Annotated in this window: 14 protein-coding genes; 6 read left to right on the top strand and 8 right to left on the bottom strand. The window is 48.5% G+C overall.

Annotated features, from left to right (window positions below):
* Positions 1 to 8: 8 nt before the first annotated feature.
* From IQE94_RS02925 to IQE94_RS02905, 5 genes are all read right to left on the bottom strand, one after another.
* Positions 9 to 1,319, bottom strand: coding sequence for an IS701 family transposase (locus tag IQE94_RS02925; RefSeq protein WP_223341980.1), 1,311 nt, complete (start codon positions 1,317 to 1,319; stop codon positions 9 to 11).
* Positions 1,320 to 1,692: 373 nt separating this feature from the next.
* A complete protein-coding gene (locus IQE94_RS02920; RefSeq protein ID WP_212716029.1) occupies positions 1,693 to 2,088 on the bottom strand; it encodes a type II toxin-antitoxin system VapC family toxin in 396 nt (131 codons plus the stop codon).
* On the bottom strand, positions 2,085 to 2,297 hold the full coding sequence (locus IQE94_RS02915; RefSeq protein WP_212716027.1) for a hypothetical protein: 213 nt from the start codon (positions 2,295 to 2,297) through the stop codon (positions 2,085 to 2,087). Before IQE94_RS02915 ends, IQE94_RS02920 begins: the two co-directional genes overlap by 4 nt.
* A 174-nt stretch (positions 2,298 to 2,471) precedes the next feature.
* A complete protein-coding gene (locus tag IQE94_RS02910; protein WP_223342677.1) occupies positions 2,472 to 5,978 on the bottom strand; it encodes an EAL domain-containing protein in 3,507 nt (1,168 codons plus the stop codon).
* Between the two features lie 254 nt (positions 5,979 to 6,232).
* Positions 6,233 to 7,840, bottom strand: coding sequence for a 2-isopropylmalate synthase (locus tag IQE94_RS02905; protein WP_223342676.1), 1,608 nt, complete (start codon positions 7,838 to 7,840; stop codon positions 6,233 to 6,235).
* A gap of 191 nt (positions 7,841 to 8,031) precedes the next feature.
* Between IQE94_RS02905 and yvcK the strand changes: the two genes are divergently transcribed.
* Entirely contained in the window at positions 8,032 to 9,420 is a 1,389-nt protein-coding gene (gene yvcK, locus IQE94_RS02900) for a gluconeogenesis factor YvcK family protein (protein ID WP_212716025.1), read from the top strand.
* A gap of 53 nt (positions 9,421 to 9,473) precedes the next feature.
* Here yvcK and pyrE read toward each other — a convergent pair whose 3' ends face one another.
* Positions 9,474 to 10,070, bottom strand: coding sequence for an orotate phosphoribosyltransferase (gene pyrE / locus IQE94_RS02895; RefSeq protein WP_223342675.1), 597 nt, complete (start codon positions 10,068 to 10,070; stop codon positions 9,474 to 9,476).
* A gap of 137 nt (positions 10,071 to 10,207) precedes the next feature.
* Between pyrE and IQE94_RS02890 the strand changes: the two genes are divergently transcribed.
* The 5 genes from IQE94_RS02890 to IQE94_RS02870 all read left to right on the top strand — a co-directional run bounded on the left by IQE94_RS02890 (position 10,208) and on the right by IQE94_RS02870 (position 15,478).
* Positions 10,208 to 10,825: a hypothetical protein gene (locus IQE94_RS02890; RefSeq protein WP_212716023.1), complete on the top strand. Its 618-nt coding sequence runs from the start codon at positions 10,208 to 10,210 to the stop codon at positions 10,823 to 10,825.
* Positions 10,826 to 10,888: 63 nt separating this feature from the next.
* On the top strand, positions 10,889 to 11,671 hold the full coding sequence (locus tag IQE94_RS02885; RefSeq protein ID WP_223342674.1) for an MBL fold metallo-hydrolase: 783 nt from the start codon (positions 10,889 to 10,891) through the stop codon (positions 11,669 to 11,671).
* Positions 11,672 to 11,880: 209 nt separating this feature from the next.
* On the top strand, positions 11,881 to 14,193 hold the full coding sequence (gene glgB / locus IQE94_RS02880; RefSeq protein ID WP_223342673.1) for a 1,4-alpha-glucan branching enzyme: 2,313 nt from the start codon (positions 11,881 to 11,883) through the stop codon (positions 14,191 to 14,193).
* A gap of 40 nt (positions 14,194 to 14,233) precedes the next feature.
* Positions 14,234 to 14,899 carry a cytochrome b/b6 domain-containing protein gene (locus tag IQE94_RS02875; protein WP_212716018.1) on the top strand — a complete coding sequence of 222 codons (666 nt, stop codon included), beginning with the start codon at positions 14,234 to 14,236 and terminating at the stop codon, positions 14,897 to 14,899.
* 66 nt (positions 14,900 to 14,965) lie between these two features.
* A complete protein-coding gene (locus IQE94_RS02870) occupies positions 14,966 to 15,478 on the top strand; it encodes a peptidylprolyl isomerase (protein WP_223342672.1) in 513 nt (170 codons plus the stop codon).
* Positions 15,479 to 15,716: 238 nt separating this feature from the next.
* Here the strand turns inward: IQE94_RS02870 and IQE94_RS02865 are convergent, their stop codons facing one another.
* Both IQE94_RS02865 and IQE94_RS02860 read right to left on the bottom strand, forming a co-directional pair.
* A complete protein-coding gene (locus tag IQE94_RS02865; protein WP_194015940.1) occupies positions 15,717 to 16,007 on the bottom strand; it encodes a 4a-hydroxytetrahydrobiopterin dehydratase in 291 nt (96 codons plus the stop codon).
* Between the two features lie 31 nt (positions 16,008 to 16,038).
* Positions 16,039 to 17,862: a DUF389 domain-containing protein gene (locus IQE94_RS02860; protein ID WP_223342671.1), complete on the bottom strand. Its 1,824-nt coding sequence runs from the start codon at positions 17,860 to 17,862 to the stop codon at positions 16,039 to 16,041.
* Between the last annotated feature and the right edge of the window lie 122 nt (positions 17,863 to 17,984).

The following is a 17,984-nucleotide window of genomic DNA, read 5'->3' as shown; positions in this document are numbered from 1 at the left end:
TCATCAATCTAGGCAGAAGAAGAATAGAATGTATTCCATGAATTTAGCAAATACTTTAATCGATCTAGCTTATCAACCTTGTTGTAAAGTTTAGTTAACTCATCCAAAACATGGGCAAATGGAAATACTTTTAACCACTTTTTGATAAGATTTATTGCATTAAATACAGAGATCACTAATCGTAGGTTGTTTAGCCATTTTTTCCACCCTTCTTCTTTATCCCATTTTTCATGCTTTTGATGATACTTTGACGTTGAATTTAGAGTCGGATTAAAATTCTCATCATAAAAACAAATCATACAATATGCACACATCACTAATTCCCACCATTTTTGAATTTGCTCATAATGAGTTACCCTAAAATCTGCCCATCCTAATTCACTTTTGCATTGCTTAAATCCATATTCTATCCATGACCTTACCCCATATATTCTGCCAACTTCTTTATATTTAATATCTGGTATTCGAGTCATTACAAACCATCCTGCTTTTTCCTCCTCTTTTTCTGTTTCTGTTTTAATTTCCCAATATCTTATTGCGCTTTTTTTGCCATAAACTATTTCTCTGATATACCTATCTTCCTGTTTTCCATCCCATCTTATATGTTCAAACCTCCTCCACTTATTTGCCCTTACTTTAGCTTCCTTTGGAAGCCAGACCCCATGATTGCTCCGGATTCCCACTGCATATTCTATTTTTAATTCCTCTACGGCACTGATAAAATTGCTATGGCTTTCTCCATATAAGCTATCTGACACTACTCTTTTTATTTTAAAACCACTTTCTTCTAGTTCTTTTATTATCTCTACTGCTAATTCCGGCTTTGTTTTATACTTATCTCCCTCTTTTAATCTTTCTTTTGGTTTAAATACTTTTGATTCTAGAGGAAACGTTACTCCATTGCAGTAACCATAGGCATTTACTGACACTATACCGCTTTCTATTTTTCCTAAATTTCCAATATATTGTCTTTTTACATAATCTGTTGTTTTCCCTTTTTTGGGGTCTCCTGTTTCATCTATTATTACTATTATTTCTCTTCCTTCTAAAACTTCTAAGATAATATTTAATCTTCTTTTTTCTAATTCTTTTAATTCCCAAGGAGAATCTGTCATGAAATGCAGTAATCCCTGTTCATTTTTCAATCCTAGTGATGATGCTATTGCAGGTAAACTCTTTCTTTTTATATCACTTAATATTCCCACAATGATATATTTAAATGACTCATAAGACCTCACTTCTGGAAATATATCTTTATACAGTTCACTATATGTGTCTACACACTGTACTGTCTTTTTCGCCTCTCTTGTCTTTGTCATTCTCCCTCCGCGCTTTTCAGCCTTTTATCTCCATTTTAATTCCCTCAGTCTGACGGAAGAGGGGTATTCATAGCACCGAGGAAATAGGAAGCGGGAGGTCAAGTTGATCGACGGATCAATATAAAAAGGCTACTCCATCCCTGGGAAAAAACAGTCATTTTTCTGGCCATGGAGATTTAATTGACTAAGCTGGCTTAGTTCGCAATTCAGTCACATTGGGCACAAGCCAACGGGGCATTTGGATCGCCAAAAAATCTAGCAAGTCCTCTGAGAGGATGGGATGGGCAAAATAATATCCTTGTCCTGCATAGCACCCGAGCCAATGGAGTTGGGTTAGATGCCGCTCAGTTTCAATGCCCTCGGCAATTAGGCTTTACCAAATAGTTTTGACATGGGAATAGCTCAAGATTTTTTGGTCACAGGTAATCAATGGGATTTCATACCGCCGGGCGATCGCCACTAAGATTCTATCGGCCGGATCTTTATGAAAGTTTCCAGGCAGATTAACACTATCAATTGCGTCGGAAGGAGAAAGAGGTTCAATGACTGTGCCAGGTTGTTGTTGGGCTAATTCAAACCATTCGTGAATGGGTAGAGGAAGTTGCAGTTTATTGAGGCTTTGTTTAGTGGCAATTTCCCAGACTGAAATACTGGAAATAAGAATGCCATTGTTGTTTTCAGATTCGGTAATAATGCCCTGGGCTGGGGTGGATAATTGATTAGGATCGTGAAGTAACCACAGCCAAGTATGGGTATCAAGGAGAATCATTCCGTTAATACCTCCCACAATTCTGGCATGGGATCATCAAAATCTTCACTAATAGTGATAGGTAAGCCGCGCAGAGGATAGGTTTTTTTTGAGGGTATTTTTAAGTCACTAGTATCTTTTTGGATGGCATTTAGAAGAGTTTGAACCAGTTCCCATTTGTCTTGGGTCGGTAATTTTAAGATTTGGAATTGGATCTCTTGCAAGGTCATAATTATTACTCTCTAGGTTAGAGTTTTTTTCAATATACTCGGCGATCGCCAAAGTATTCATAGCACCGAGGAAATAGGAAGCGGGAGGTCAAGTTGATCGACTGGTCAACATAAAAAAGCTACTCCATCCCTGGGGAAAAACAGTCATTTTTCTGGCCATGGAGATTTAATTGACTAAGCTGGCTTAGTTCGTAATTCAGTCACAGCAGGCACAAGCCAACGGGGCATTTGGATCGCCAAAAAATCTAGCAAATCCTCTGAGGGGATGGGATGGGCAAAATAATATCCTTGTCCTGCATCGCATCCCAGCCAATGGAGTTGGGTTAGATGCCGCTCAGTTTCAATGCCTTCGGCAATCACGTCCAATCCGAGAGTGTGGGCCAGGGTCACAATGGTGTGGACAATGGCAGTGTTTTGGTTGTTGGGCTCCATGGTGTTCACAAAGGAACGGTCCACTTTAATGGTGTTGATGGGAAAGCGGTGCAGATAACTGAGGGAAGAATAGCCGGTGCCAAAATCATCGAGGGAAATTTGGATATTTCTCTGGCGTAGATTGGTCAACACATCGGTGGCCAGGTCTAAGTTATCAATCAATAAGCTCTCGGTGATTTCCAGTTTGAGATCCTGGGGTACCAAGCTGGTGATGGCCAGAATTTTATCCACCGTTTGTATCAGCCGTTGGTCCCGCAATTGGCGGCCGGAAACATTAACACTTACTTGGAGCCGGGGAATGTGGGGAAATTTTTCCTTAATTTGCAGTAATTGTCGGCTTGCTTCCCAGAGAATCCAATCCCCCATGGGTACAATCAAGCCAGTTTCTTCGGCGATCGCCATAAATTCTGCGGGTAGGAGCAGACCCTCTTGCGGATGATGCCAACGCACTAGGGCCTCCACTCCCTGTAACTGTCCAGTTTTGAGGCAGACAATCGGCTGATAATATAACTGCAACTCGTGGCGAGCAATGGCCCGCCGTAGGTCATTCTCTCGCTGGAGCCTCTGCACGGCATGGTGGTGCATGGTCTGGTTAAAAATAGCATAGCGACCCTTACCTGCGGCCTTAGCTCGATACATGGCGGTGTCTGCGTCCCGCAAAATATCTTGGGGATGGCCATATTCGGGGTGGTTGAGGGCAATACCAATGCTGGTGTTGGTAAAAATTTCCTGGCCGTCCAAGTTAAATGGCTTTTGTAATTCCCGGTGAATTCTTTGGGCCACGGCGATCACATCTTCCGGACAGGTGATGTTTTCAATCAACATGGTGAATTCATCTCCCCCTAACCGGGCCAAGGTATCCTCCGGCCGTAGACATTGGCACAGGCGATGGGCAATGCCCTGGAGCAGTAAATCCCCACAGGCGTGCCCCAAACTGTCGTTGATAATTTTAAAACCATCTAAATCCAGAAATAGCACCGCAAACCTTAAATCCTGGCGACGTAAATTTCTTTGCAGAGCATGGCCCAGGCGATCGAGGAACATTAACCGATTGGGCAAATTGGTTAGGGAATCATGGTTGGCATTGTAGTGGAGTTTTTCCACCGCCGATTTACGCTCGGTGATGTCACTGTCAATGCTGTCGATACGCAGGGGTTGATGCTGGGCATCCCGCACCAATTGACTACGGCGAAATAACCACCGCTCCTTACCCCCTGGTTGCACAATGCGATACTCCACCTCCGTCTGGTCCTTTTCCATCAACAATTGCAGATGATATTCCAGCAAAAGGCGATCGCCAGGGTGGACCTGTTCAAACCAAAAATTTTGGCTCTGGTAACACACCTCCAGGGCTTGGCCATAGACCATGGCCGTGGTGGGGTTAAGGTAAAGGGTGGCAAAACTAGCGGCGTCAGCGGACCAAACCACATCTTGGATGGAGCCTAAAATCCCCTCTAGGCGTTGCTCACTGGCGGCCAGGGCCTGCTCGGCGGATTTCCGTTTGGTGATGTCCGTTAGCATGGCCAGCTCCCCCTGGTAATTACCCCATTGGTTATACCACGCACTGCGGGACACCAAACCCCAGAGCACACTACCGTCTCGCCGTTGGAGTTGTACGTCGTAAACCTCATAATGGTTGGGCAACATACAACGGGGGAAAGATTGCAAAGTCTCTTGGTGACTATTTTCCGACTCCGGCAAATGGTGAATGGCAAGAACAAAGGACGTAATATTTTTTTCTAAAATTTCCTCTACCGAATAGCCCAACATATCCGCCAATTGCCGGTTGGCAAAGGTAGTTTGTTGGTCTTGGTCTAAAATCCAAATTCCTTCGGAGGTTAACTCCACAATATGGCGGTATTTTTTCTCACTTTCCGCCAGGGCCAGGCGGGCTTGATGTTGTTCAGTGATGTCCCGTAGGGAAACCAAAGAGGCTTTACCCTTTTGCCAATGAATGGGAGACACCCGCATTTCCGCCACCACTAGATCTCCGCCGAGGGGCGTGAGGGTAATTTCGGTCACCTGATCCGCCACAAAGGGAATGCCAAAGGGTTGCTGCAGTAGTTCGCTTTCCCGCCGTTTAAACATCTGCTTGGCGGCGGGGTTAACAAATTGAATAATGCCCTCTTGATCGACAATTAATAGCCCATCGGTGATGGTGACGATCATCCTGCTGAAAAATTCTTGGCTGGTTCGTAGTTGTTGTTCTGTTAGCTTCTGTTTAGTGACATCGGTTTGGATGCCGATGAAGTTGACTAAAAAATTGTGCTGGTTATAGATGGGGGACAGATATAAATGATTCCAAAAAGGGACGCCGTCTTTACGGTAATTTTTCAGCACCACTTCGCATTTTTGGCCATGGGCGATCGCCGAGCGGAGTATGGCTAACTGTTTGCCCTGTTCCCCTTGGCGGTCTTCGTTGAGCAGAAAACGGCAGTTTTGCCCCATCACTTCTTCACGGCTAAAACCAGTAATGGTTTCAAAACCATGGTTGGCGTAAACTACGGCATTGCCTGCATCGAGGGCATCGGTGATCAAAATACCATTGGAACTAGCGTCGATCGCCTGCTCCAGTAACAGTAATCTCTCTTCGTATTCTTGGCGGTCAATGGTGGCGGCAAGGATATGGCTAGCCACCGTGAGGAAATCAACTTCTTCGTCAGTAAATTCACGGATAGTGAGACTATAAATGCCCAAAACTCCAAAAGCTGTTTTTGGCCCCGCCACAATCACATTTGCCCCGCTGATAATGCCCAGGTTATGCAATAAGGGGGAGGCCCGAAATTTAGTACTCAACCTCAGATCCAGCACAATCACTGGCTCGTAGTCCTCCACCTGGCGATCGCCATTATGGCGGATGGTATAACCGGCGTAGGAACGGTCGCTGGCATCAATGGTGTAGTTCCCGACTAAGGATTGTTCCCAGCCTTGCCCAGCACAGAGCAGTAGGGCAGAACGGTTGGGTAAAAGTTCCCAGATGCCGCAGTAATCCACATTTAAAACAGTGCGAATTAACTTGGTAGCTTGATCAAAAAATGCATATAAATCATGGCTCAGCAAGCCCCACTGTCCCAAGCGAGCAAGGGCTGTCTGCAGACTTGATGTATTATTTTGTGAAGAAGACAAACCCCGTTGGTGATGCTGGGCCAGTTCTTGGGCTAACCTTGCTGTGGTGGCCTCCGCCACCTCCAATTGTTTTTTGAGCTGGTCAATTTCCCGTTGTTGTTCGCACTCTAAATCAGTACCCATCGATCTATCCTCCTGCCCACCCCCTGTCGCCAGATGTGCAGGGACAACGAACTCCGGCAAGCCCTTTGATTTGGTAACCCACCATGGCAAAGTGGGGAGCTTGAAACGAGACCAAATGTTCATCCAACGTAATTTCAGCGAAAAAGCCACCTTCCCGGAGTCACCATATCTCCGGGGATCATGGCCAAATTATAGGTCTTTGCCTCACCCTCCATGGGTTGCGGGGGAAGTTTAGCAACAAATTGTGATGTTTGTTACAGAGAAGCCACCACCGGGGGATGGCCCTGGGATTTCTGGTTTTCTAGGGCCGCATAGAGACGGTTCAATGCCCCCAGATAGGCCCGGGCGGAAGCAACAATGATGTCGGTGTTGGCCGCATAGCCAGTGTAAATTACCCCATTGTGCCGTAGGCGCACACTCACTTTGCCCAACGCATCAATGCCTTCGGTGACGGAGGTGACGGAATATTCCAATAACTCATTGGGGAGTTGCACGATCTGATTAATGGCTTTGTACACTGCGTCCACGGGGCCCGTACCGATCGCCACAGTGGTTTCCTCTCCGCCGACGGGGGTACGGAGGGTCAGAGTAGCGGTGGGAACGGAAGGCTCGCCACAGGAAACCTGCACCCGCTCCAAACGAAATAGTTCGGGGGGTTGACGAATTTCGTCGTTAACAATGGCTTCCAAATCCCAATCGGTAATTTCCTTGCGCTTATCCGCCACTTCCTTAAAACGAATAAAAGCATTATTCAATTCCGTTTCGCTCAGGTCAAAACCCAATTCCTTCAAGCGGGTGCCAAAGGCGTTCCGACCGGATAACTTCCCTAAGACGATCTGGTTATTGGTTAAACCGATGGATTCCGCATCCATGATTTCGTAAGTGAGCTTATTTTTTAGCACCCCATCCTGGTGAATGCCCGACTCATGGGCAAAGGCGTTGGCCCCGACAATGGCCTTGTTGGGTTGCACCATCATGCCGGTTAGCTCCGACACTAAACGGGAAGTGGCATAGATATGTTTAGTGTCAATGTTGGTGAGGGGCTCGGTGGAATCCGCTGGCCGCCCCAAAAAAGGATTGAAGTAACTGCGCCGCACATGCAAAGCCATGACCAATTCTTCTAAGGCCGCATTGCCGGCCCGTTCACCGATGCCGTTGATGGTGCATTCCAGTTGGCGGGCTCCATTTTTCACTGCTTCCAGGAAGTTGGCCACCGCTAAGCCCAGGTCATTGTGGCCATGGACGGAAATAATTGCTTGGTCAATGTTAGGCACGTGATCGGCAATGCCCTTGATCAGAGCGCCATATTCGGCCGGGGTAGTGTAGCCCACCGTATCGGGGATGTTAATGGTGGTGGCCCCGGCGGCGATCGCCACTTCCAACACTTGATATAAAAATTCTGGGTCACTGCGCCCAGCGTCCTCGGGGGAAAATTCAATGTCATCCACCAAGGATTTGGCATAACTCACCATTTCCGGCACGATCGCCAATACTTCGGCCCTAGTTTTCTTTAACTTATGCTCCAGGTGAATGTCAGAAGTGGCCAAAAAAGTATGGATGCGATGCTTGGCCGCCGGTTTCAATGCTTCCGCCGCCGCTTTAATATCTTTCCTTGTAGCCCGGGCTAAACCACAGATTACCGGCCCGTTTTCTGTGCCCACTGTTTGAGCAATTTTCTGCACCGCCTCAAAATCCCCTGGGCTAGCAAAGGGAAAACCGGCTTCAATGATGTCCACTCCCAGACGGGATAGGGCCCTGGCGATCGATAGTTTTTCTTCCACGGTCAGGGTAGCTCCGGGGGACTGTTCCCCATCCCGAAGCGTGGTGTCGAAAATCAAAATACGATCAGCCGGACTAGTCATAGTAAACGCACCTTTTCAAGGGTGAAAAAGACACAGATAGATTCTGATTGTATCTTGTCTATCTAGACGTTGGCATGCTTTGAGGGGGTAAAATCGGTAGCGACCAGTTCCCCCGTAGTGCGTAAGGAGTAATTTGCTTTTTTGCCCCATGGCTAATTTTTTTCCCCAGCCTTTGCCATCATCCCTGTCCCATGAGCCATAGCCGCTTTAAGTCCGCTAAGTCTGCCATGCGCAAGTTCAAGACCGAACAACGGAAGTTGGGCGATCGGGTTTCCCAGCGCACTCCCCCCAGGGTGAATCGTTGGTTCAAATGGATGGCTCCGGGGCTATTTGTCAAACGTTGGATGGTAATCAGTGCCGTGGGTCTGACTTTGATATTTTTGGGCTTAGCCATCTGGATCAAGTTAACGCCGATTTTTCGCATTACGGAATTTGTTTCCAGTACCCTCGGATTTTTAACCAATCTTCTGCCCAACTACGTTTCCGGTCCCCTGATTTTGGCCCTGGGGCTTTTTTTTGTGTTTTGGGGCCAAAGTCGCACTGTTGGTTCCATTTCCGAGGTCTTACAACCGGACAATGACCAGGAATTGGTGGATGTACTCTTGGCCCACCGTCGTCTCAACAAAGGGGCCAAAATTGCGGTGGTGGGGGGCGGCACTGGCCTATCCACCCTTTTGCGGGGCCTGAAGCACTACAGCGCCAATATCACGGCCATTGTCACCGTGGCGGATGATGGCGGCTCGTCGGGGCGTTTACGGCGGGAAATGGGCATGTTACCCCCGGGGGATATCCGCAATTGTATTGGGGCTCTGGCGGACGAAGAAAAGTTATTAACGGAGTTGTTTCAATACCGTTTTAAGGCGGGGGATGGGCTGTCGGGGCACAGCTTTGGTAATTTGTTCCTCACTGCCATGGCGGAAATTACCGGGGATTTGGAAATGGCGGCGATCGCCTGCTCGAAGGTGTTAGCGGTGCGGGGGAAGGTGTTACCAGCTACCCTGGATGATGTCAGATTATGGGCGGAGATGGAAGATGGGCGCTATGTGGAAGGGGAATCAAATATTCCTGAAGCCCAGGGCAAAATTCGGCGCATCGGTTGTGTACCGGCATCCCCCAAGGCCCTACCGGCGGCCCTCAAGGCCATTAAAGCGGCCGACTACATCATCATTGGCCCAGGCAGTTTATACACCAGCATTTTGCCCAATTTACTCATTCCCGAAATTCAAACGGCGATCGCCAAGGCCCAGGTGCCCCGCATCTACATTTGCAATGTGATGACCCAACCGGGGGAAACGGATAATTACACGGTCTCGGATCATTTAACGGCGATCGATCAGGTCTGTGCGGAAAAGCTCTACGATGCAGTACTGGTGCAAAGAAATCCCCCTTCTGCCCCCGTGTTGGAGAAATACGCCGCCGAAAACTCCCATCCTGTTTACCTAGACCGGGAAGCGGTGATCCAAAAGGGTTGCCGCATTGTGCTAGCCAATGTGATGCAGGAAGACGAAAAAAGCCATCAGGTGCGCCACGACCCCCAAAGGTTAGCAAGGGTGTTAATGCGCTGGTACGGGGGCCAGTAGTGGGTTTCAGTTTGAAAGATTGAGCCGGAATGTTAACTGCTCTCGCCTCCGGTCTAGCTTTGGCGATAAACCCCTTGGATATCAGGGATGGTGAATAGGGCTTGGAAGCCTAGGTCCTGGCTTTGGTAAAATTCCCTTCCTCCCTGTTGGCGATCGACGAGGGCAATGACTGTGTCCACTTGGTAACCTGCATCCCGTAACCTTTCCACTGCCAACATGGCGGACTTGCCAGTGGTGACCACATCTTCCAGCACCACCACCTTAGTTCCCGGAGCTAACTCTGGCCCTTCAATGTAAGCTTTGGTGCCATGGCCCTTGGCTTCTTTGCGAATGATTAAGGCCGCTACGGGTTTTTCTTCGTAGGCAGACACAGTACTAACAGCGCTGACAATGGGATCGGCCCCCAGGGTTAACCCTGCCACTGCTTCGATGCCCGCCGGTAGCTCTGCCAACAGTAATCGCCCGATCGCCAGGGCTCCTTCCGCCCGTAGGGTAACTAATTTACCGTTGATGTAATAGGTGCTGGGTTGACCGGAGGAGAGAATAAAATCTCCTTCCTTATAGGCATGGATGGCCAACAGACGAAGTAAATATTGACGTACTTGTTCCAGGGGAGCAGTCTTAAGGGCGGCCAGGGTCAGATCGGTCATGGAGTCGACTTTTTTAACTGATATAAATATCCGAGATCAGTTTTTCATTGTATGGCACCCAAGAGAAGCGCAATACCGATAAGCTGGAGATAACAGCACTGAGTAATAATCCCTAAGTGTAGGGGAAGGGGAGGATCATGGGCAGGGCACATTATCAAGCAGGTTTCTCCATTTCCCCCTTGGCGATCGCCGTCAATGTGAACCTAGTCCGCCAACGGGCAAACGCTCCATCTCCCCAACCATGGCAATGGATCTACACCTTCAGTGACGGTAGCCAACTGCAGGGCACATTCCAAGGCGCAGTCAAACCAGGGCCTGAATTCGCCAATCCCATTCCTAGCTTTGATGTCCAAGGGGTGGGGGTAACGGAATATCTAACCGCCGCCGATAAAACCCCTCTGTTAGCCTGGCAACCAGGACAATTTAATTGTTTTGAAATGGGGGAAAGTCTATTGTTAATGGCTTCCAGCGATAACTATGTGGGCAACAGTCTCTGCTTGGTTAACTGCCCCCAGCGGCAATGGGCCCAAATTACTCATTGGGGCAGTCGGTTGGTGGCGGAACCCCTACTGTGGGAGCGGCTAGCTTTCCATTGCCTGGCCAGGGATATGCCCCCCACCGCTTGGTCAATGAATTGGCAATTCTCCCCCTTTTTACCACCCTTTTTCCATTGGCGTTTTCAGGCTTGGCCCCCAACGGCGATCGCCAACCCCCTAACTTGCCCGTCAAACAATTCATCCGTTCTTTTATCCTGAAACTGGGGCCTTCTTTACAATCGTTTACAATGGAGGGGACGATCTGCAGGGAAAAATTTGGTTATGGAACTCACCTGGTACGACAGTAACTCTTGGTTAATTGAAATGGGAGGGCAAAGGATTTTGCTCGATCCTTGGTTGGTGGGAGACCTAACCTTTGGCAATACGCCCTGGTTGTTTCGAGGCTTTCGTTCCCAGCCCGTGGAAATTCCCACTGACATTGATCTGATTTTGCTTTCCCAGGGTTTGGAAGACCATGCCCATCCCCTCACATTAAAAGAATTAAATAAAAGCTGGCCTATCCTGGGTTCTCTCAAGGCCGCTGAAGTCGCCACCGATTTGGGCTATGAACAGGTTCATCCTCTGCCCCATCAGCAAAAATTTGTCCTCAACGGCCGGGTAGAAATTCTCGCCCTGCCCGGTTCTCCCATTGGCCCTACCTTGGTGGAAAATGCCTATGTGTTAACGGATTTACAAACCGGCATTAAGCTTTACTACGAACCCCACGGTTTCCACTCCTCCCAGTTGCAGGATCTTGGCCCCATTGATGTGGTTTTAACCCCCGTCATTGGCATTAATATTCTCGGTCTTATCTCCGTGCTCAACGGCCAAAAAACAACCCTAGAACTCTGCCGTACTGTCCATCCCCAGGCGATCGTGCCCACCTCCGGCGCTGCGGAATTGAGCTATGGTGGTCTGCTCACTAGGGTTTTACGCCTAGACGGTGATTTAGACCAGTTTCGCCAATCCCTAGGCAACGAAGGCATCCAGGCTACCTTGTTGGAGCCCCAAGTAGGGGTGCCCCTGACTGTGCCTCTGGATATGTCCCAAGTCGCCGTTGGCTAAAATTGGAATAAACAAAGCATTTGCTACCCCAGTGCTTTTAAATATGGTTGCCCCAGGGAAAACTGCAAAAAAGTGTATAAAGTAGGTTTATTCCCGAATCAAAATTCCTTCTCCGCAGTCATAGCCAGGAGTAGGATGAGATCTTCCCCTAGCTTGGGCTGGGCAAACCCATTGCAGTACCGCCAACGTTTAAAAATCACCAGAGCCGAATGACCTACACCATCAACGCTGACCAAGTCCATCAGATTGTCCATAATCTTCACCACGATCCCTTTGAAGTGTTGGGCTGCCATCCCCTTGGGGACCATGGCAAGGTCAATCAATGGGTCATTCGTGCCTATTTACCCACTGCTGAAGCGGTGACAGTGTTGCTGCCCACCGATCGCCGGGAAGTGATTATGACCACCGCCCACCATCCCAACTTTTTTGAATGTGTGTTGGATCTAGAAGAACCCAAAAATTATCAGCTACGCATTACCGAGGATGGCCACGAAAGGGTAATTTACGACCCCTACGGTTTTAAAACTCCCAAACTGACGGATTTTGACCTGCACGTATTTGGGGAAGGCAATCACCACCGCATTTACGAAAAACTAGGCGCTCACCTGATGACGGTGGACGGCGTTAAAGGGGTTTATTTTGCCGTTTGGGCCCCCAACGCCCGTAATGTCTCCATTTTGGGGGACTTTAATAATTGGGACGGTAGACTGCACCAAATGCGGAAACGCAACAACATGGTGTGGGAATTATTTATCCCCGAGTTGGGGGTGGGCACCTCCTATAAATACGAAATTAAAAACTGGGAAGGGCATATCTACGAAAAGACCGACCCTTATGGCTTTTACCAGGAAGTACGCCCCAAAACTGCTTCCATTGTGGCTGACCTAGACCGTTACCAATGGCATGACGAAGATTGGCTAGAAGCTAGACGCACCAGTGATCCCCTCAACAAACCAGTTTCTGTTTACGAACTCCACTTGGGTTCCTGGCTCCACACTGCCTACGACGAACCGGTAAAAACTTTGTATGGGGAAGGGGTGCCCGTGGAAGTGTCCGAGTGGAATACCGGGGCCAGGTTTTTGACCTATTACGAGCTGGTGGATAAGTTAATTCCTTATGTGAAGGAATTGGGCTACACCCACATTGAGCTACTACCGATCGCCGAACATCCCTTTGACGGCTCCTGGGGTTATCAGGTAACAGGCTATTACGCCCCCACCTCCCGCTTTGGCAGTCCCGAAGATTTCATGTATTTCGTTGATCAATGTCACCTCAACGGCATTGGCGTCATTATTGATTGGGTGCCGGGGCATTTCCCCAAAGATGGCCATGGCCTAGCCTTTTTCGACGGGACCCATTTGTACGAACATGGCGATCCCCGCAAAGGGGAACATAAGGAATGGGGCACCCTGATTTTCAATTATGGCCGGAATGAAGTGCGGAACTTCCTAGTGGCCAATGCCCTGTTCTGGTTTGATAAGTACCACATTGATGGCATGCGGGTGGATGCGGTGGCCTCCATGCTCTATCTGGATTATTGCCGGGAGGAAGGGGAATGGGTTGCCAATGAGTATGGCGGCCGGGAAAACTTGGAAGCGGCGGACTTTCTACGCCAAGTAAACAGCGTTGTTTACAGCTACTTCCCCGGTATTTTATCCATTGCCGAGGAATCCACTTCCTGGCCCATGGTGTCTTGGCCCACCTACGTTGGCGGTCTGGGTTTTAACCTGAAATGGAATATGGGCTGGATGCACGATATGCTCGACTACTTCAGCATGGACCCCTGGTTCCGCCAGTTCCACCAAAACAGTATTACTTTTAGTATGTGGTACAACCACAGCGAGAATTATATGCTGGCCCTCTCCCACGATGAGGTGGTGCATGGTAAGAGCAATATGTTGGGCAAAATGCCTGGGGATGAATGGCAGAAGTACGCCAACGTTAGGGCTTTATTCACCTATATGTTTACCCATCCCGGCAAGAAAACCATGTTTATGAGCATGGAATTTGGACAGTGGAGTGAGTGGAATGTGTGGGGCGATTTGGAGTGGCATCTGCTCAATTATCCGCCCCATCAACAACTAAAACAATTCTTCACTGAATTGAACCATTTGTATAAAAATGAGCCAGCTTTATACAGTAATGATTTTGAAGAAGCTGGCTTCCAATGGATTGATTGCAGTGATAACCGCCACAGTGTAGTTTCCTTCATTCGTCGGGCTAAGGATAGCGCTGAATTTGTGATGACTATCTGTAATTTTACTCCCCAACCCCATAGCCATTACCGAGTTGGTGTTCCTGAGCCTGGTTTTTACACAGAATTGTTTAACAGTGATGCCCGACAGTATGGTGGCAGTAACATGGGCAATTTAGGCGGAAAATGGACGGAGGAATGGTCTTTCCACGAACAGCCCTATTCCTTGGATTTATGCTTGCCTCCCTTATCGGTGTTGGTACTGAAGTCAAACCGTCAGGCTGAAGGTAATGCTATCCCGACTCAGGAGGGCACTGAGATAGCCTAGTTAGTTGGGTTACCTGTAATTTCCTCACCAAATTTTCCGTATGTCCCAGACCCGTCCCTATCAGTCCTTGCTGTTGCGGCTCCTCCATGGGGCCATGGCTCTGTTGACCCTATTGGCGATCGCCAGTGGCTTTTGGGTCTACAACACCTATGACGGTCGTTGGGGGTCTTTGCCGTTGCCGAAACCTTATTACACTCAGGATCTCCATGGCACCGGCGCTTTGGCCCTCTTTCTGTTTATGTTTCCCTTTGCCCTGTACTGTTTCCACCTAGGCGATCGCCGTTTATGGTCCGACCAAAGTTGGGAGCAGTTACGGAAACCTGGCACTCCAGGCTTTTGGCTCGCATTGCAGAGATTGGCTAATACCCTCATGCTGGTAGCCTTAACTATGGCGGTGGTGAGCGGGAGAATGATGCAGGAAAGTTGGTTACCCCAAAAACAACTCAACCATTTGCCCTACCTTTTCCACCTGCTGGCCTGGTTGGTCGTTGTTCTTTGTCTGGGATTCCATTTACTATTCAGTGCCAAGGTGGGAGGCATTGCCCTCTGGCGATCAATGGCGAGTTGGGGGCGCAGAGCCAAGGACAGTCCCCAGCAATGGCTCAGGGACTTTCGCTGGCGGTTGTCTTCAAAAAGTTTGCAGTGGCTCCACTGGTTAGTGCTAGCGGGATTACTGTTTGCCTTGACTGTTCCTCTTTTTGCCTAGCTTCTTTGGCCAAACTATGGGCATTCAAGAATCTGTTAGAATGGGTTGCCCAATGAAATTTGTACGATGAGTAAAGTTTTTTTTGATATCACCATCGGTAACGATGCCCCAGGTCGCATTGTGATGGAATTGTTTGACGAAGTTACCCCCAAGACCGCTGAAAATTTCCGGGCCCTCTGCACTGGGGAAAAAGGTGTGGGTAAAGCCGGTAAACCCCTGCATTTTAAAGGTTCCCACTTCCATCGGGTAATTACCGATTTCATGGCCCAGGGGGGAGATTTTACCCGGGGTAATGGCACCGGCGGAGAATCTATTTATGGAGAAAAGTTCGCCGATGAAAACTTTCAGTTAAAGCATGATCGCCCTGGTTTACTGTCCATGGCCAATGCGGGGCCCAACACCAATGGCTCACAGTTCTTTCTAACTTTTGTACCCTGCCCTTGGCTTGATGGGAAACACGTCGTGTTTGGGGAAGTGGTAGAAGGTTTAGAAATTCTCGAGCAACTAGAAGCCAACGGCTCCCAAAGTGGTCAAACCAAACAGGCGATCGTTATCAGTGATTGCGGCGAGATCAAATAACTTTTTATGCTGGATTTCTGTCCAGGCTCTACGGGTAAAGTTTGAGTTTGTCTTTTAAATAAGTCCACTAAGCCTGCCCCTTGAAAAAAGGATTTTTGCAAAAATTTCCTTTCATCAATGGCATTTAGGAGGATTCAACAGCGACAATTCAACCTGCCAAACGGATGGTTAAATTATTAACCGGAATTTTCTTTTTCCCCTGGTGCCACATTCAGGGGAATTCTGCTTTTTCGGGCAATTAATCGGCAAAGCTATTGGCATGGGTGGCAAATTTCACATCCAATTCTGTAATGCCGCCGGCATCATGGGTGGTTAAGTCAATGGTGACTCGATTGTAAACATTAGACCATTCTGGATGATGGTTCAGGGTTTCTGCCACCAAAGCCAATCGGGTCATAAAACCAAAGGCTTGATTAAAGTTGCCAAACTTAAATTGACGATGGAGTTTATTGCCCTGCAGGCTCCAACCGCTGAGTTCCCCCAGGGCGGTTTGGATTTCTGAGTCAGTTAAACGTTGGGGGGTAGCCATGGTGCAATTTATCTAAATTTTCAACTATTGATTAGGGATTGCCCTTACCGTCCGTTATACCATCTCCCAGAAAAAGACTGAAGGATACTTGGGTTGGTTCGCTCACGTTGGTGGTTTCCTGCACTCGGCTATCGTCAATTTGCCAGTTATCACTCAGATTGGTTCTGATTTGTTCAGTTTGGGAAAAAAGACTGGCCGGATTACTGTCTGGGGGGCGCTGGATGATGAGACGCAAATGCAAGGATGGGTAAGACTGGAGAATTTGCCCCACACTGTTAAGCGTTGCTTGAGCTTGGCTAGAAAGGTTAAGGGGAGCGCTGTCGATCGCCGCGGTTTCGTCAACAATGGTAAGGGGAATCACCCCTTGATCGGTTGCGAGGCGTTGGTATTCCACAATGGCATCATTAACCTGCAAAGACCGCCGAATTTGGCCAGAGAGGATAGCTTGGGCATCTTCTTGTAAATCCCGATCGCCCAGATAGACCACCACCAACTTCAGGGGAGAACTATCACTGCGCAGTACTACTTGGTAGTCCACCAACTGCACCGTATCGGGTAGGGTGACCAGGGCCAGGGAACGGCCAATTTCCGCCATTAATTCTTCCTGTAAATCCGGTAAATAGGTCAACTCTGAAACCACCGCAATGGGCTCCGTATTGACCGCTTGGCTAGTGGGAATTTGCACAAAGCGCAAACTGATATTGCTGGGACTACGGTCGAGGGCGGTGGCCAACTGATCAATAAAACGTTTTTCATCGTCTTGGCTGTAAAGCTTATCGGTCACCACTTGGAGTTGCACGGTGATTTGCTTGTTGTCTTGCTTCGCTTTGACCTGATCAATGTAGGAATGAAACTCCCCTTCATTGCCGCGATCGCCAAAGTTATCCTGCCACACCTGTTTAATGGTGGAGTTTAACTGGTTTTCCTCCCGTTGTTGGGTCACTTGGCGGCGCACCTGCTCCAGAGATTTGGTCAAGGGAAAGGAAATCATCCCCAGGGTAACCAGAATCAAGAAAAAGCGACTGGGCAAACCTCCCACCCGTTGAAAAGTCGTATAGGCGGGGAATTTTCTCAGCCAAGAACTGACTAATTGGCTTTCGGGATTTTCTTGTTTCCACTCCCCAATGGCTTCCCGCACTGCCCGCACATCAAAATGGACAAAAAAGAAGACAATCATGGCAGTGAAAACAATGGCCACTAGGTTGGTGATGAATAGCAATCCTCCTCCCTTAGCCACCGTCAATCCCTGGGAAGAGTTGAGGCTGAAATAGATACCAATGCCGTAACCCACCACACACAATGGCGGCATTAAGGCCACGGCGATCGCCACCCCCGGTAAAGAAGCCGCTACTCCCTTAGCTTGTTTGCAGGTGGCCACCGATCCCACAGCCCCGGAAAACAGAGCCACAATTAAATCCAGGAGGGTAGGATTAGTTCTGGCCAAAATTTCGGGGGTAATCTCCTTAAAAGGAACAATTACCACTAAAATAGTCGCAAAAATAATAGCCAAACTACAGCTTAGCAATAAGTTAAAAGCCGCCCGCAACCAGAGCACTACGTCCCCTGCGGCCAATCCCATGCCATTGGCCAAAATTGGCCCCATTAGGGGAGAAATCAACATCGCCCCAATGATTACCGCTGGACTATTGAGCACCAAAGCCAGGGTGGCAATGCCCGCGGCAAACAAAACCTCAATCCAATAGCTGATGTCCCCAAGGCTGACGGATTCAGAAAGCTGGGTGTAGATTTGCACCTTATGTTCATCGGTCAAATCTAGGTTAGCTGTAAAGCCACGGCGTAACCGCAGTAACATCAACAAAGAAAAACGGTGCCCGGAGGACTTCGACTTTGACATAGGCTGGGATGAGGTGAATAGTCTCCATTATGCTTTGACCAATACTATACTCTGGGGAGAGTTGGTCGGATTATCATCCCCTGCCTTTTTGCGCCCAAGCTCTTCCAAGTCATCTTGCCCTA

Source organism: Synechocystis sp. PCC 7339 (assembly GCF_019924095.1).
GTDB lineage: Bacteria > Cyanobacteriota > Cyanobacteriia > Cyanobacteriales > Microcystaceae > Synechocystis.
The sequence above is the reverse complement of the archived record's forward strand: the minus strand, read 5'-3'. Positions and strand labels throughout refer to the sequence as shown.